Source organism: Rubripirellula amarantea, assembly GCF_007859865.1.
Lineage (GTDB): Bacteria > Planctomycetota > Planctomycetia > Pirellulales > Pirellulaceae > Rubripirellula > Rubripirellula amarantea.
In genome coordinates, this window is the sequence record NZ_SJPI01000001.1 from 2,730,564 (window position 1) to 2,747,552 (window position 16,989).

The 16,989-nt window shown below is 53.7% G+C and carries 8 protein-coding genes; 2 read left to right on the forward strand and 6 right to left on the reverse strand.

What is annotated here, in order from left to right; all coding sequences use genetic code 11:
- Positions 1 to 155 precede the first annotated feature (155 nt).
- Both rpoC and Pla22_RS09930 read left to right on the forward strand, forming a co-directional pair.
- The gene (gene rpoC, locus Pla22_RS09925) at positions 156 to 4,559 is read left to right on the forward strand and encodes a DNA-directed RNA polymerase subunit beta' (protein ID WP_146514472.1); all 4,404 of its coding nucleotides are present in this window, start codon (positions 156 to 158) and stop codon (positions 4,557 to 4,559) included.
- A gap of 210 nt (positions 4,560 to 4,769) precedes the next feature.
- A complete protein-coding gene (locus tag Pla22_RS09930; protein ID WP_146514473.1) occupies positions 4,770 to 5,609 on the forward strand; it encodes a purine-nucleoside phosphorylase in 840 nt (279 codons plus the stop codon).
- 69 nt (positions 5,610 to 5,678) lie between these two features.
- Here the strand turns inward: Pla22_RS09930 and Pla22_RS09935 are convergent, their stop codons facing one another.
- The 6 genes from Pla22_RS09935 to Pla22_RS09960 all read right to left on the reverse strand — a co-directional run bounded on the left by Pla22_RS09935 (position 5,679) and on the right by Pla22_RS09960 (position 16,911).
- Positions 5,679 to 6,968, reverse strand: a complete 1,290-nt coding sequence (locus tag Pla22_RS09935; RefSeq protein WP_242631910.1) for a hemolysin family protein — start codon at positions 6,966 to 6,968, stop codon at positions 5,679 to 5,681.
- Positions 6,965 to 7,510, reverse strand: coding sequence for an rRNA maturation RNase YbeY (gene ybeY / locus Pla22_RS09940; protein WP_242631911.1), 546 nt, complete (start codon positions 7,508 to 7,510; stop codon positions 6,965 to 6,967). Before ybeY ends, Pla22_RS09935 begins: the two co-directional genes overlap by 4 nt.
- A gap of 29 nt (positions 7,511 to 7,539) precedes the next feature.
- The gene (locus Pla22_RS09945; RefSeq protein WP_146514474.1) at positions 7,540 to 9,900 is read right to left on the reverse strand and encodes an HD family phosphohydrolase; all 2,361 of its coding nucleotides are present in this window, start codon (positions 9,898 to 9,900) and stop codon (positions 7,540 to 7,542) included.
- Positions 9,901 to 9,970: 70 nt separating this feature from the next.
- Positions 9,971 to 11,020, reverse strand: a complete 1,050-nt coding sequence (locus Pla22_RS09950) for a PhoH family protein (RefSeq protein ID WP_146514475.1) — start codon at positions 11,018 to 11,020, stop codon at positions 9,971 to 9,973.
- Positions 11,021 to 11,219: 199 nt separating this feature from the next.
- Positions 11,220 to 12,221 (reverse strand): phosphatidate cytidylyltransferase, encoded by a 1,002-nt coding sequence (locus Pla22_RS09955; protein ID WP_261343136.1) that lies wholly within the window; start codon positions 12,219 to 12,221, stop codon positions 11,220 to 11,222.
- A 112-nt stretch (positions 12,222 to 12,333) separates the two neighbouring features.
- Positions 12,334 to 16,911, reverse strand: a complete 4,578-nt coding sequence (locus Pla22_RS09960) for an outer membrane protein assembly factor BamB family protein (protein WP_165440586.1) — start codon at positions 16,909 to 16,911, stop codon at positions 12,334 to 12,336.
- Positions 16,912 to 16,989: the final 78 nt, after the last annotated feature.

The following is a 16,989-nucleotide window of genomic DNA, read 5'->3' on the forward strand; positions in this document are numbered from 1 at the left end:
AGGGATGCAGCGATCGGCGTTTGGTTCAAACGCCCATTCGCTGCTTGGCCCCTAGCATGACTTTGTTCCCGTCTTAGACGGGACGTTTCGGTTCACTCGTACCTGTTTGAACCGTTTACCTGACTCCTAAAACCTAATACCTAAAGCCTAAATCTATGAGTACTGGCGAAACCAGCAACTACGATCGCATCAACGATTACGCTTCGGTCCGTATCTCGCTTGCCCGTCCCCAAGACATCAAGGGTTGGTCGTTTGGTGAGGTCAAAAAGCCTGAAACGATCAACTACCGAACGTATCGTCCCGAAAAGGACGGCCTCTTTTGCGAACGAATCTTCGGGCCTGAAAAGGACTGGGAATGTGCGTGTGGTAAATACCGCGGCATGAAGTACAAGGGCATGATTTGCGACCGCTGTGGAGTGAAAGTCACTCACAGTCGTGTGCGTCGTAAACGCATGGGCCACATCGAACTGGCCGCGCCCGTTGTGCACATTTGGTTCTTCAAGGCGATGCCTTCGCGTTTGGGCAACTTGCTCGACATGAAGACCAGCTCGCTCGAGAAAGTAATCTACTTCCAAGATTACGTTGTTACCGATCCCGGTACGACGGAACTCGAAACGCGTCAGCTTTTGACCGAGGAAGAGTATCGCGCCGCTCGTACTCAATACGGCCCCGGAACGTTCCAAGCTGACATGGGTGCCGAAGCAGTTCGTAACCTGCTCAACCAACTCGACTTGGTCACCTTGTCCGAGCAACTTCGGAAAGAGCTTGAGGAAACCGGATCCAAGCAAAAGAAGAAGGACTTGATCAATCGCCTGAAGATTGTCGAGTCGATTCGCGACAGTGATAACCGTCCCGAATGGATGGTTCTTGACGTGATTCCCGTTATTCCACCCGACCTGCGTCCATTGGTCTTGTTGGATAGTGGCAACTTCGCGACTTCGGATTTGAATGACCTGTATCGTCGGATCATCAACCGAAACAACCGTCTTCGAAAGCTCGTTGACCTTAACGCACCCGAAGTCATCATTCGCAACGAAAAGCGAATGTTGCAACAATCCGTTGACGCGTTGTTTGATAACAACCGTTGTAAGCGACCTGTGCTCGGTTCGTCGAACCGTCCGCTGAAGTCGTTGACCGACATGATTAAGGGTAAGCAAGGTCGTTTCCGTGAAAACCTTCTCGGCAAGCGAGTCGATTACTCTGCTCGTTCGGTCATCGTGGTCGGGCCTCGTTTGAAGCTGCACCAATGCGGTTTGCCAAAGAAGATCGCTCTAGAACTTTACCAACCTTTCATCATTCGACGGCTGAAGGAGCTCGGGCACGCTGACACGATTAAGTCGGCGAAGAAGATGCTTGAACGCAAGGATGAAGAGGTTTGGGATATTCTCGAACAGGTCATCACGAATCACCCCGTGCTGCTTAACCGTGCTCCCACTCTTCACCGCATGGGTATTCAAGCGTTCGAACCGGTTCTCGTCGAAGGTAACGCGATTCACTTGCATCCATTGGTTTGCAAAGGTTTCAACGCCGACTTCGATGGTGACCAAATGGCCGTCCACCTGCCGCTTTCGATCGAAGCTCAGGTAGAAGCTCACACTTTGATGATGTCGACCAATAACGTGTTCGCTCCGTCCAATGGTAAGCCGATCATGAGTCCGTCGCAGGACATCGTCATGGGTTGCTACTACTTGACCATCGCTTTGCCCGATCAAAAGGGCGAAGGAATGATCTTCAGTGGCTACGACGAAGTCGACTCGGCGTACTCGCAGGGCGTCTTGCACATTCACAGCAAGATCAAGATGCGATTGCCACGTCACCAAAAGCTCAAGACTTCGGACAACTCCGGTGTCTACGGTGACATCATCGACACCACGCCGGGTCGGATTCGGTTTAACGAAATGCTGCCAGTGGGCATGGATTTCTATAACTATCCGATGAAGAGCGGTGACTTGGCCAAGGTCATCAGTGACTGCTATCAACGCCTCGGTCGAAAAGCAACGATTCACTTGCTTGACGACATGATGCAACTTGGGTTCCGCGAATCGACTCGTTCAGGTCTTTCATTCGCGACCGATGACTTGGTGACTCCGGACACCAAGCAAGAGTTCATCAAGAACGCCGAAAAAGAGGTGATGAAGCTCAAGAAGAACTACGAACGCGGTTTGATGTCCGGCGGCGAACGTTACAACCACGTTCTCGACGAATGGACCGCAGCTCGCGAATTGATCACCGCTGACATGATGGAAGCGATGAAGAATGACATTCGCGAAGGTGGTTGGTACGTGAACCCGGTTTACTTGATGAGTCACTCTGGTGCTCGGGGTGGTATCGAGCAAATTCGCCAGTTGGCCGGTATGCGTGGTTTGATGGCCAAGCCTACGGGTGAAATCATTGAAACACCTATTAAGGCTAACTTCCGCGAAGGCCTTTCGGTGCTCGAGTATTTCTCGTCGACTCACGGGGCCCGTAAGGGTCTGGCCGACACGGCTCTTAAGACCGCTGACTCGGGTTACCTAACTCGTAAGCTTGCTGACGTCGCCCAGAACGTTGTGATCACGATGAACGATTGTGGTACCACGCAAGGGATCACCAAGGGGGTTGTCTATCGTGGTGAAAAGGTCGAAGTGTCCTTGATCGATTCGATCAATGGTCGCGTGAGCCGCCAGTCGATTGTGAATCCAGTGACAGACGAAGTGATTGTTCGCGAAAACGAAATGATCACTCCGGACATCGCTCAGAAGATCGAAGAGATGGGCTTGGAAAAGATTCAAGTTCGTACTCCGATGACCTGCGACGCGCCTCTGGGTGTATGTCGTTGCTGCTACGGAATGGACATGTCGACCGGATCCATGGTCGAAGAAGGCATGGCTGTTGGTATCATCGCTGCTCAGTCGATCGGCGAACCTGGTACTCAGTTGACGATGCGTACGTTCCACATTGGTGGTTCAGTGTCGAAGCAGTCGGTGGAATCGGACTTCAAGAGCAAGAAATCAGGTGAAGTTCGTCTGACTCGAATTCGTTCGGTTAGCAACAAGAGCGGAGAACAAGTTGTTCTGAACCGTAACGGTGAAATCGCTCTGGTTGACGATCGAGGTCGCGAAATCGAATCTTACCCCGTACCAACGGGTGCGACGCTGAAGGTCAAGGAAGGCGACCAAGTTATCGAAGGCGGACTGCTTTGCGAGTGGAACCCCTACTCGATTCCAATTCTGTCTGAAGTCACCGGTATCGTGCGATTCGAAGACATCGTCGAAGGCGAAACCGTTCGATCCGAACGTGAAAATTCGGGTAACGTCCGAATGATGGTCGTGGATCACAAGGGTGACCTTCACCCGCAGATCGTGATTCAAGACGAAACGGGTAAGAACCTCGATGTGCAGTACCTGCCTGAGCGAGCTTTGGTCATGGCTAAAGAAGGTGCCACGATCATCCCTGGTGACGTGATCGCTGAAATGCCTCGTGAAGCGGGCGGTGTTTCGGACATCACCGGTGGTTTGCCTCGAGTTACCGAAATCTTCGAAGCTCGTAAACCAAAGGATCCTGCGGTTATCGCCGAAGTCGACGGTGAAGTTGAAATCTTGGCCGAACGCAAACGCGGTAAGCGAACGATCATTGTTCGCAGTGAATCCGGAATCGAACGTGAACACTTAGTGCCGCACGGCAAGCACTTCCAGGTTCACAGCGGTGACTTCGTGAAAGCCGGGCAAGCTCTCGTCGACGGACCATTGGTCCCTCACGACATCTTGAGAGTTTCAGGTGAAGAAGCGGTTCAGCAGTACTTGTTGCACGAAATTCAACAGGTCTATCAATCGCAAAAGGTTGAAATCAACGATAAGCACTGCGAAATCATCATCGCTCGAATGCTTCGGAAGGTCAAAGTTGAATCATCAGGTGATACCAACTTGCTTCCTGGTAGCGTGATGGACCGATTCCACTTCCGCCGTGCGAACGAAGAATTGACCAAGTGTTTGAAGATCGCCAACCCTGGCGATAGCGATTTCACGGAAGGCCAGATTGTTCCGAAGGAAACGCTCGAGCAAACTAACGCCGAAATCGAAGCGATGGGCGGAACGCCGGCCAAGGGCAAGCGTCCCAAGAGTGCAACGGCTTCAACGCAGTTGTTGGGGATCACCAAGGCTGCCGTTCAATCGAACAGTTTCATCTCGGCTGCGTCGTTCCAGGAAACCACCAAGGTGCTTACCGAAGCGGCTCTGGCCGGCAAGGTCGATAAGTTGGTTGGTTTGAAAGAGAACGTCATCTTGGGTCACCTGATTCCTGCGGGTACAGGGTTCCGAATCTTCCAAGAATCGGAAGTCAATTACCGTCGCGAAGCTTTGGAAGAACTCGCAGGTCAGCCAGTGCAGTCTCTCGAAGAGAGCTTCCCATTGCTCAATGCCGATGACGAAGCAGCGATCGAGGCGTCGGCAGATGCTTCGGCGGCACCGCCAACGATTGAACCAGTGGTGCAACCGCCGTCGGTTCAGCCACCATCGGCGGCAGCGGAACCTTCCGATGATCCAGCTCCTACGCTTGATCAACTGATGGGCGGCCAGGACTGATGCAGCCGACTGCATGACTGATCATTAACGAACCGCTCGAGCCTTTGCTCGAGCGGTTTTTTTGTTGAGATAAGATCATTGTCCTGATCATTAAGTGGGAGGTTGGCCCCGTGATCTCGGCGGGCCGTTCGTGCGGTTGCACGAGCCTAGTTTTCGTTGGATGATTGATAGCCTCGAAATGACCGAATCACTCTTGCCCCAGCAACCTTCATGCTCGACTTGTACGACAAAATAGCGGAAGCATCCGCCGCGATTCGCAAAGTGTTTCCTACGACTCCCAAAGTGGGGATCATCTTGGGGACTGGCTTAGGTGGAATCGTTGACGAGATCGAGATTTCGGCCACGATTGATTACGCCGATATTCCTCACTTTCCTACATCGACGGCGACGAGTCATCGAGGACGGCTTGTCTGCGGAACACTTGATGGAGTGCCCGTCATTGTGATGGAAGGTCGTTTCCACATGTACGAGGGCTATCCGCTTAAGCAAATCACCCTTCCCGTTCGTGTCTTTAAAGAACTCGGCGCGGAATTGATGGTCGTCAGCAATGCGTGTGGTGGATTGAATCCTTACTACACCGGTGGTGACATCATGGTGATTGAAGATCAAATCAACTTGCTTGGTGATAACCCACTGATCGGCATCAATGATGACCGTCTAGGCCCTCGCTTTCCTGACATGTGCGAGCCTTATGACCAGCAATGGGTTGACCGTGTGATTGCCATCGGACGCAAGGAAGAGATCACGGTTCACAAAGGCGTGTTCGTAGCCGTCGCTGGACCCAATTTGGAAACCCGAGCTGAGTATCGGTTCCTGCGCATGATCGGTGCGGACGTAGTCGGGATGAGTACCGTTCCCGAAACGATCGTCGCAGTTCACTGCGGTCTAAAGACAGTCGGCCTGAGCGTGATCACAGACATGTGTTTGCCCGATTCTTTGAAGCCGTCAAATGTCGAAGAAATCATTCGCACTGCTAACGAAGCCGCTCCAAAATTAGTTTCACTTGTTCGCGGCATTGTCTCGGAAGCGAATTCCGTACGCGTAGCGTAGTGAGCGGTAGCAAACCGAAAGGCTGAGGGGCGTCTGTGTCGGCCAGCCGTTGCTGGTTCGACGCGTTCTTTAGCCAGCCTTTTGATTCTGATCGTCGACACGTTGGATTCGCATGGATTCGATCTTTCGCGTCGTCGCTCTGAGGATCTTGATCTGCGAAGTACCAATCGCCAGTTCAGTGCCTTCGTCCGGAATCGATCCCGTGTGGTAGAGCACGTAACCGGCAACCGTTTCGTAGTCTTCGCTCTCGGGAAGGTCCCAATCGAGCAGTTCGTTCAGGTCGTCGATCATCACGCGACCATCAACCTCGACGGTTTCTTCGTCCACGATCTTCACACCGAACTCTTCATCCTCGTCCGATTCGTCAACGATCTCGCCGACGATTTCTTCGAGTGCATCTTCGATGGTAACAACACCCGCGGTCTGGCTGAACTCGTCGAGTACGATCGCCATGTGAGAGCGGCTGTGCAGGAACTCTCGCAACAATGACTCAACGCTGCGAGTATCGGACACCGTCCATGGCTTCCGCATCACTTCGGTCAAGGGATGCGACTCTAAACCACCATTTGCCAGGAACGGCATCAAGTCTTTGACGTAAAGGATACCGACAACGTTATCGAGATTGTCCTGGAACACGGGAAAGCGAGTTCGCCCCGCCTCGACGATGGTCGCCAAGATTTGGGTCCATTCCCAGCGGATGTCGATTGCATCAACCTCACCACGATTGGTCATGATGTGGCTAACGGTGTTCTCGTGCAGCGTCACCACACCTTGAATCATTTCGCGAACGCCCGGTCCGAAGTAGCCTTCACGTGTGCCCGCAGTAACGATCGTCCGAATTTCGTCTTCGAGTTGTTCCTCTTCTTCGTCAGCATTCTCAGCGGTTCCCGTCAAACGTCGTGTCACCAAATCGACGAGCTCGCCCGGTGCTGCAAGTGGACTCATCACGATCGAAAGAGTTCGCCAGAACGGCCAGGTGTGATAAAGAACCGGAGTCGACGCAAATCGAGTCACCGCGACGGGTAACCATACGTGAACCATCATCATCATGCCGACCGCGCAGACACCCCAGCCGAGCAACCGGATGGGCGAGGGTGAAGGTTCGTCGACGAAGATCGTACCGGTACCAGCGATCAGGAAGATCACCGTCCCGATCATACGTAGGTAACCCGAGCCATCAATGGCAGCGTCTTGGTGATCAAGGACAGCGCCGAATCGGTCGCGGTTCTTCTTGAGGCGGCAATAGGCTTCGAGGGCCTTGCCGGCAAAACTGTCCAGTAGTTCGCGACCGAGTCCGCCAATGCTGCTGATTAAAAAGCCAAAGGCCGATACAACCAGCCAACCGTACAAGTGACTCACGCCGAGGGCTCCCGTGAGAGCGATTCAACGTCGGCACCGAAACGTTCGATCTCAACGATCCCTAGTTCCTTCATGATTTCCGATTCGGCGGCTCGCATGGCGGCACGCTCGATCGGGTCATGGTCATCCATGCCAATGATGTGCAACGAGCCATGAGCAACGTACAAGCACAGTTCGTTGTCGATCGACCAACCTAACTCTTGTGCTCGCACCCGAGCGGTGTCGACGCTGACGACCATTTCACCTTCGATGGTCGGCGGTTCAGCAGAATAACCAAAGCTAATCACATCGGTGGGATAGTCGTGATCGAGATGGCGAGCGTTAAGTTCTTGAATGGTGGGATCGTTCGTGATCCGCAACCCAATCTCACCGCAATGAAATCCGCCTCGCTTGACTGCTGCCGTGATGACTCGGCGGAGTTGGCCTTGATTGATCGGCGCAGATACTTGCGGATCAATCGTGATTTCGATGGCAAGTGGGGTAGCTGAGCTTGGGTCAGACTCATCCGGTAAAGGAGGGTCTTCGGGGCTGAGATCAGTCACAAGAAAAAGGGCTCACCTGTAATGCTAAATTAAGCGGATTGTTGACCGGGATACTTAACGCGAGCGTGATAGATCGCAGTCAAGGATTTGACTAAGCTTCGTCGAATTCGATCGAGTTGCAAGAACGTAAGACCACATTCATCGAATTGTCCGTCACTCATTTTCTTCTGTGCGATGGCATCGACCAAGTTTTGGATACGTGATGGCGTTGGATCCACCAGTGTCCGAGACGCACTTTCGACGGTATCGGCGAGCATCATCACCGCGGCTTCGAGCGTTTGCGGTTTAGGACCAGGATAGCGGAAATCCTTGTCGCTGACCGATTCGCCGTTGGGGTCTTCTTCACTGCGGCGAGCTGCTTCGCGGTAGAAATACTCAACCAGCGTCGTTCCATGGTGCTGAAGAATGAAGTCGATGATCGGCTCGGGCAGGTGGTGACTTCGGGCGAGGTCGGCACCATCTTTCACATGAGCGATGATGACGAGTGTGCTCATGGCCGGTTGAAGCGAATCGTGTTGGTTCACGCCCGCGGATTGGTTCTCGATGAAGTACTCCGGTTTAAACATCTTTCCGATGTCATGAAAGTACGCTCCCACTCGAACCAAGAGCCCGTTTGCGCCAATCGAATCGGCGGCTGCTTCGGCGATTGAGGCAACATTGATGGAGTGGTTGTACGTTCCGGGAGCTCGCTGAGCGAGTCTTCGCAGCAGCGGGTGGCTGGCGTCGCCCAGTTCCAACAAACTTAGATCCGTCTGAACGCCGAACCCTTTTTCCACTAACGGCAGCAGCGGTGTCATAGCAGCGGCGGAAATCAGAATGAAGCCGCCGGCACGGAACGCTTCTCGGACAAGTCCCCACACAACCATATCGAAGATAGGGCCTCGATAGACCGGTTCAATGTCCGGCCCCGGGGCACCGGCGGAAAGCGTTTGCCCGGTAACGATCCCGACGCCAATTACGGTGAATAAGGTGATAACCGCTGAAACACCGCCAACGTACAGCAAGTGAGTCCGCGTTCGAATTCGCCCCAGCAGCAAGATGCAACTGGTGCAAGCGGCCGCCATCATGACCAACTCGGCAAGATCCAAACCAAGAAACAACGTCAAGGACAAGCAAGCAGCCGCCATCAGCAGCAACGCCAATTCGCGACCATACACCACCGACATCAATATGGATGCCATCACAAGCGGGATCAACTCAGCTCGCCAACGATCTCCCGATACCCAATATCCGAGGCTGATCGCAGAGACAACGACGATCAGCAATTTGGCGAGCTTCCAACGGCTCAGCAACAGCGAACGGTCGTCGACAAAGAAGATATAGCTTGCACACAACAAATACAGAGCAGCAATCATTCCGCCGTAGGCCGCCATGCGGGAAAGCTTATCCGTCCATCGCATCTGCCCGATCAGTTCCGACCATTCCCGCTTCAGCAAGCCGATCTCGACGTTCGTCAGCGGTACTCCTGCTTCGGCCAATTGCGATTCACCATGACGATAGGCTGTCATGACCGGATCAACAGCATCGGCAGCGGCTTGCCGAGCCTTTTCGCTTTTTTCGTCGTCGTACTGCAGTGTGGGATACTCGGGCAATCGCTGCACGATCCACGAGCTGATCATCTCAGCAACCTTCTGGCCGCCCTCTTCGGGGTACCTTGTACGGAATTGTTCTCGCAGTCGCTTCACGAACTCAATGCTCGCTTGAGCAATACGAACGTCACTGGTCTCGACGGGAAGCGATTCATCAGGCGTGTGCGCTTCGTACACACGGATCATGTCCTGACGACCTTGTTCTTGCTGATGCTGCAGCGCTTGTAGCAAACCCTTGCGTTCGTTCTCTTCCATTGCCACGCGAAGTGCGTCTTGCAATTTCTTGAGCTCGGGATCTTCGGCGAGGACGGACTTCAGAACAGAAAACCGTTTGGCAGGGGAATCCGCGTCGTCTGCTTCGTCACCCTCGTAGAACTGCGCAAACGCAAGGCGTTCTTCCTCGGTCATCTGGTCAAACGAAGGTGCGCCGAGGACCTTGAAAAGTTGATCCTTTAATGCAGCTTTGATTTGTTTGATTGGCTCGCTGCGGTTGCGATAGAAAGCCAACACCTCACGGCGTTTTGTATTCTGCAGCGCTTTGGTTTCCTCGAGATTGGGAACGTCGAAGGTAACTCGGCTGACCAGATCACGCGCCGGGATAGCGCCTAGTCGATACGCGAACTGGGGTGCCCATGTTTGACAAAGCACCAGCAATGCGATGGCTGCAGTAACAGCAATGCCAATGCGGCTAAGCACGTCCGCTTTATCGGCGTCCTGCCACCACTGGACCAGTCGCGGTTTTTGAATGCCGAGCGAGTCAATTCGCTCTTGCTTATTTCGAGGTTTGGTTGTGCCACTCATCACAATGAGCCCGCGGTCGTCAGGTGAGCATGGCCACTAGCCAGCGTACGTGACGCGATCACAGCGTGCCTTAGTGGTCCTCGTCGCGAGATTGCTTGGAAGGGGAAACGAAATCTTCACTATGGGAACGAAACGCCGGGGACCGGCTTTCTCGAGAATCTTCGCCATCGTAGGCCGCAACAATCAGTTGCACCAACTTGTGACGCACGATGTCCGAGGCGTGTAGCCGGACCATGCCGATCGAATCGATTTTATTCAAGCGGTTGACCGCATCATGCAGGCCGCTGGTGACGCCACGTGGCAAGTCTAACTGAGTCGCATCGCCGCTGACGACCATCTTGCTGCGTTCGCCCATTCGAGTCAAAAACATCTTCATTTGCGCGACGGTGGTATTTTGAGCTTCATCCAAAATGATGAACGCGTCATTAAGCGTTCGACCTCGCATGTAGGCCAACGGAATGACCTCAATGACATCCTGTTCCATGAACCCACGAGCCTGGTCGTAGTCGACCATTTCGGCAAGGGCGTCCATCAATGGCCGCAGGTAAGGATTAAGTTTCGCACGCAGGTCACCCGGTAAGAAGCCCAGACTTTCGCCTGCTTCCACAGCCGGTCGAACGAGAACGATCTTTCGAACATCACCCGCCCGCAACGCTTCCACAGCCATCGCGACGGCAAGGTAAGTCTTGCCCGTACCGGCGGGACCAAGTGCGAAAGTCAGGTCATAGGCGCGAATGGCGTCGACGTATTTTGCTTGACCAGGCGTTCGCGGTTTGATGCGCCGACCTGCATGCTGAATGTTGATTTCTTCGGCCTTGCCATTGCTAACCGTCACTGACGCCACTTTGGACTCAGCAGCAATGCCGCCTTCTTCGGAAGCGGCTTGTTCAACATCACCAGCGCTAAGTTCGCCCTGCTTACGCGAGAGATGACGAAGCTTCTCTAGCGTTCGCGTTGCCCGCTGGACAGGTTCGTCGTCACCCGAGATCCGGATATGGCCGTCACGCTGAGTGATACGAACGTCAAATAGCCGCCGTAGTTTTCGCAGGTGTTGATCGCGTGGCCCAAAGAGCGCCAATATTTCGCTGGGATCGTTGATCGAAAGCGTGGTTTCGGTCATGTATGTTCCGTGGGAGTCGGTGGTTCCAGTGGTCGAATTGTACTGATTTATTCACGGTAGTGCTAAAGCAACCTGCACCGCAAAGTTGCAAATTGCAGCACCTGCCACCCTGGCAGCAAAAACGAAAAGGGCACTTTCTGGACCATTCCAAGGCATTCCCCGCAGCATAATTTGCCGATGGCAAAGGCAAACTATCCAGTTAGCCCAGTCCCACCCCCGCCGCGAAGCACAAATAGGCAGGTAAAACCGCTGCAATAAGAGAATCCGTCACGTCCCAAACGCCGCCCAGACCGGGCAACCAGGTACCGCTATCTTTTGCGCCGCTGTCACGTTTGATCATGGATTCTGCTAAATCACCGACCAAACCAGCAATCGCTAGCAACGGTCCCAACAAGAGAGCCCCCAACCAAGGTTGGTTCACGCCGGGGATCGATGTTTCCAAAACAGGGCCTGCTGCGGAATTCGCGATGGCTGGAAAAAGCCAAAGCAAACAACCGAATGCGACGACCGTAGCGGTAATGATGCCGCCGATGAGGCCCTCCCAGGTTTTACCAGGACTCAAGTTGGGAATTAGCTTTCGCTTCCCAAAGGACTTGCCTGCAAAGTAGGCTCCCGCGTCGGCCGACTTCGTGACCGCGATCATGGTTAGCAACGCCGCCAAACCCCAGTTCCCATCACCAAGCGAACGCAACGAAACCATCAAGGCAAACGGCAATCCGACGTAACCGACCACGAAGGACGACAACAATACCCGCTGCAACGCACCTCGACCGGCCGCTTCGTAGCATCGCATCTCTGCCATCAGCCCCAAGAAGATTGCCATGATCCCCGCAACCACAATCCAACCTAATTCACCGACCGGACAGTTCTGAGGATACGCAGCGTCGAAAAGCGGCCACAGCAAGGGAACGGTAGCGGAGAGCGTCACTAGGCACGTAAGAAACAGTACTCGGGTGCGAGGTGGTGTTGAGGGATAAGCCGAATCGTTGGCACCCGCACTGTTGCGAATCATTGAAACGATGTCCCATGCGCTGCCTAAGGAAAAGAACAACAGCAACGGAAGCAACCAAAGACCTTCAGCACCCACGATCGAATAGTTTCCATCGAGATACAACAGCGCAGCGACGAGGCTGATCAAGACGGCAGAAGTTCGAAGTCGGTCACGCAGCAAAACAAGCGTCCTTAGAAATGTCGGGGGCAAAAAGGCAGGTAGGAAGTCGGTGAAGCCGGAAATTAGCTTCTTGGATCAAGCACGAATCGTGCACTCATCAGCCACGGAAAAACGCTGTCAGGAAACACTAGGATCCGGCGAATCACTCGAACAGGTCTTCGACCATGTCGTCATCTTCACTGAGTTCGTCTTCACTGAGTTCACCTTCCTCGCCCGTAGTTTCGCCAGGAGGAAGCGGGCCGAAGCGGAAGTGCACCACCTCGTCCGTACCGATGTTCGCGATCATCCGGTTCAACGCACCTTGGACTACGATTCTTGTTTCTAACGCGTTGTTGCCCACATGAATCGGTTTCTCAAAACGACTCACCGCATCCTTGCCATCTTGGACATCAATTGCGAGCAGGTCTAACCACTTCTTGCGGACTCTTGTTGAAATGGACGAAGAAACCGGACTGCGCGTCAGCAACATCAAGGGAGTGTCAGCGGGTTGCGTCAGCGTGCATCCCCAAGGTTCGTCAAATTCGCGAGTCCAACGCACGCTGCCGTCTTGAAGATCGACCGCGATCGCCGCATGCATCGTTTGATGTTGAGCACCGCCATTAGTAACCGTTTCCGTCTTTCCAGGTGTCGGCGTGCGGTCAAATTTACGACGAGGCAACAACAACAACTGGCCGTCTAATCGCAGCGTCTTTATCCCCTGCAAGTCTTCAATGACTGGAGTCTCGGGACGCGATATCTCTTTGCCGGTGACTAAGTCCCAAATCAACGCTTGGCCGTCACTTTGCATCCAACCAAGGTAGCGACCATCGCTGACATCGCCATAAGCCGAGGGAGCGACGGTGCTGCGACGATTCACGCTCAGTGATTCTTGTTCGAGAACGACGGCATCGTTAAACGGATCGACCAAGCGGATGTTGTGTGTCTTGCGACTTGGATCGGTTGCGGAGTACGCCAACACGTATGGTCCGGCCGATTCCCATATGAAGCCTTGTGTCCAGGGTTTCTTTTCTATCAAACGGCCATCGCGAAGATCGAAGATGGCAATTTCCCTAGAAGACTCGGATACGACCGCGATTTGGTTCCCTTTGCAAACGACATTGCCACCCTTGGGTGCCGTCGAATTACGCCAGATTGTCTCGCTGGTCATCAAGTCAATCACATACAGATCGCCGCCCTGCAAAACAGCAATTCGATCCCCAAGAATTGGCCCCACGGTAAACTCCGAGATAACCTTCGAAGGGGTCGATGCGTTGATGTTGTAGCGAACCACTTCATCCCCGAACGGCGTTGTGCTTCGCCGCGACTGGGCAAGTGGACTTCCGTCGCCGGTCAGGCCCTTAGTCCACATGATCCCTTCGCCATCGTTCTTTTCAACATGAGCCAAATCGATGCACATCAATTGGCTGGCCATCGTGATCATCATCAAGCCACCACTGATGTTTGCCTCTTTGTAATCGCTGTCATTTTGCATGGCCCCGTTGATGGCAAGCGGATGCGATCCTCCGCTTGAATCACGAATGGCTAGTTGGGCATTCGGTTCGGTGACCAAACGCCATCCGTCAAAGGTCAGGCCGGATAAGGTAGCGGTCTTATGGGTAGACGTAGACATGAACCGAGCCGCGGCGGGCGATCGAGTGCTCGGCCATTTCAGCGTTACCGGCGCCGGCCACTCGTATTCGCCGTTCACTGCATTGGTCAGTTTTGTGATTTCATCCAAACGCTCTATTTGGTTTGGCTCAAGACCTTCAATCTGACTGAGTTGTTCCAGAATCGCAGCAGCATCTTGGTACATCATCGCGTCTGCATAGTTGCTGCACAGTTCGACAAGTTCGTCAGGCGTGAAACTTTCCGCGTCAAGAATTGGTGACACTCGCGAGCCAATCAATAGTCTTTCGATGGCTAAGTATTCTTCGTTCTCACGATGGCGTCGAATCAATTCGCGTTTAACCGGTCCGATGCCATGCCAACCTTCAAATTGGTGTGATAGCTGTCGGAGCTGCGAAACCGAACTGTCCAGCTTCGCCGAGCAAGCGGCGTCGATACGATCTCGAATTCGCTGTTTCTGCTGTCTGTCCGCCAATTCATGCACTTCACTCATTCGAGCGGCTACCCAGGCGTCGAGAGAGCAAAAACGAGTCGGGTCACTGATAACATCTTGTGCGATGGTGTGAGAGGATTTTTCGTCAAGCAGCAAGAAAGACAATTCGATCAGACGCTCTGACGCAACTTCCGGGTCCCCTTGCTTCATCGCTGCTTGAGCTCGAAGCGACAATAGTTCAATCGCCTGGGCCGGTTGGTCAATTAGCTGAGTCAGCTCATCCACAAACTTCTCGCCTTCCGACGGGTCGTCACGCAGTACGCCCAGCATTGCAGAGACGCTTAGCATCAATACTTCATCGTTAGCCGGTTGCATCACCCTGGCTCGTTGCAAGTAATCCATGGCTTCAATTCGCTGGCCGCGTTGGATCAAGAGTTCCGACTTTCGAACAAGCGCCTCAAAGTTATCGGGGTCTTCACTTAACATTCGATTAACGACTGGCTCGAGCGATGCTTCGCCAAACGCAACCGATAGGCTGTCGGGGCCTTGAACAATCACTTCGCCGTCAACCGCGATCATGTTACCGAGCGGGTACTTTGTGCTTCGACGTTGCAGGACGCTACCATCAGCCAAGGACAAACGGATCAACTGATTCGTCGTCGTAGGAAGTAAGTAGTCATCGTTGCCAAACAAACCTCGCCCGTTGATCTGTTGCCCTGCCGATAGCATGTCTCGTTCACTCGTCCATGCGGGAGCGCCTGAGTCCAAGTCGTATGCACGAACTCGATCGGCGCCGACGACATAGAACTTGTTGTCGCGGATGCCAGCCAAGTACCGCATGTTGATGCGATCTTTCGGTGGGAACTTTAAGCTGCCATCCATCAAATCAAACGCGAACAGGTGCTCTGATTCCGGCGGAGTAACCAACACCGTTGTGTCTTTCGTGACGGCAACTCCATTGTCCCAACGCTGCATCAACGAAGCCGAACTGAACCCGCGTCCTCGCGTGTGCACCCGTGTGGCCTCGGAACTGCGTTCAAAGGAGGCACCCCAACGCAGCATGCGGTCAGCTAGATCGATCGCCACAACAGTACCCGCGCCGGTCGGACAGATCAAAACACCCGAGTGATAGGTTGGCATAGCGCCGCTGACACGGCGAATCGGATCCAGGTCGATGCCGCCCGATTCGACCGCCACCAAATGTTGTCGCCACACCTCGCTACCTGTGGTTGGTTCAAGACAACATAGGTTGATGTCGCCCGCAATCTCGACCAAAACGTACAATAAGCCTTCCAGTGGCAACGGCGGTCCCAAAAAGAACGCGTCAGCATAGGGCGAGGCTTGATCCCCTTGTTGCCCGAGTCGCCACAGAAGCTTTCCTTCGGTTGCCATTTCTAAGGCGACCAATGTATTGGTGCGAGTATCGGCAGGACGCGTGCCACGCATGTTCATTAAGGGACTCAGCGACATCGGGCTGACTTCCGCGAGGTCAGTCAACATAAAGGCGCGCTCTCCGTCACTGGTGACTTGACCGTATGGTACGTCGTTCCAAATGCGTTGTCGCAGTTCCTCAGCGCGATTGTCCTCGCCAGCTAATTGATCCAAAGATGTTTCGTCGTCGTCGAGCGTTTCGAAACTAGCTTGCCAGGGATAAGTCCAAACTCGTTTGCCAGTGCGATAGTCCACACCGACCAAACGTTCCGTCGTTTTCATCAACAATTGATTGCCGACCTTCAATGGTGTCCAACTCGGCGGTGGTAGCTTGCTCGTTGAAGCAAGTTCATCCGAAAGTGCGTTGACCATCTGGTCTTGAAGCGGCGTAGCGGTGGTTGGCAAACGCCAACGCAAATTCGTGAGAGGCATTTGGCCAGCATCTGTGCCGTTGCGATCCGGCGATCCGCCAAACATCGCATGGTCGCCCGGGATGGAAGGATCGTAGTCGATCGCAATAGAACAGTGTTCATTGAGCCAATTGGTGAACTGATCGTCTGACTCTATCGTGATCGTCAGATCTTCCTTGCCAGGAATCGAAATCGATTGACCGACTACCGGCCCGGTCGATGGCAGCGGGCGACCCGAGCGTAAGCAGGCAATCGCATGCAACGTAAACGCGTGATTGCCGAGGTGCCTGATCGCACGCGGTTGCGTAGCGACTTCATCCAGCAATAACGAGGCAGCCAAGGGCCGCCCCAAATAAAACTCACGTTGGGCTAACAACCAGGATGCTTCATATCCTGGGTGGGTATGAAAGTACCGTCGTCGCACCTCTGATACTTTTTGCCAGTCTCGTTGAGCAGCCGCTTCGGTGAGCATCTTACGAGCGATCGCGCCATATCGCAGTTCGTAAATTTCCATCGCATCAACGGAAAGTTCACCGATCATCTTTCTTGCTTGACGCAGCAAACTGTTCGACACAGCCGTCCCATCGGTAATCTCGTCAATCGCGAGAAAGAAATCCTGGCCAGCCAGATCACCGTCATCGTTGTTCGTATTTGCACGAGCAAGTAGGTCGCCAAGCTGAACAACGCCATCACCCCAACGTCCCTGATCAAGCGAGTCTTTAGCGTCGCTTAGCTTCTGTTCAATTCCGCGAGGTGCTTCGATGAACCGGCCCGATTGAGTGCCCATCAATGGACTGAATGGCCCCTGAGCACCACACCTCATCGTGAAAGGCACTGTCACTAAGGAAACAGTGATAGCCAGGAAGATCGTTCGGATTGCAATCACGTTCTAAGACCGATGATGAAGTGTAAGAAGCCT

What these genes read in the sequence shown, in the direction of transcription:
- Pla22_RS09945 (WP_146514474.1), bottom strand. Translation starts at nt 9,900, where the DNA reads ATGAGTGGCACAACCAAACCTCGAAATAAGCAAGAGCGAATTGACTCG.
- Pla22_RS09950 (WP_146514475.1), bottom strand. Translation starts at nt 11,020, where the DNA reads ATGACCGAAACCACGCTTTCGATCAACGATCCCAGCGAAATATTGGCG.
- Pla22_RS09930 (WP_146514473.1), top strand. Translation starts at nt 4,770, where the DNA reads ATGCTCGACTTGTACGACAAAATAGCGGAAGCATCCGCCGCGATTCGC.
- rpoC (WP_146514472.1), top strand. Translation starts at nt 156, where the DNA reads ATGAGTACTGGCGAAACCAGCAACTACGATCGCATCAACGATTACGCT.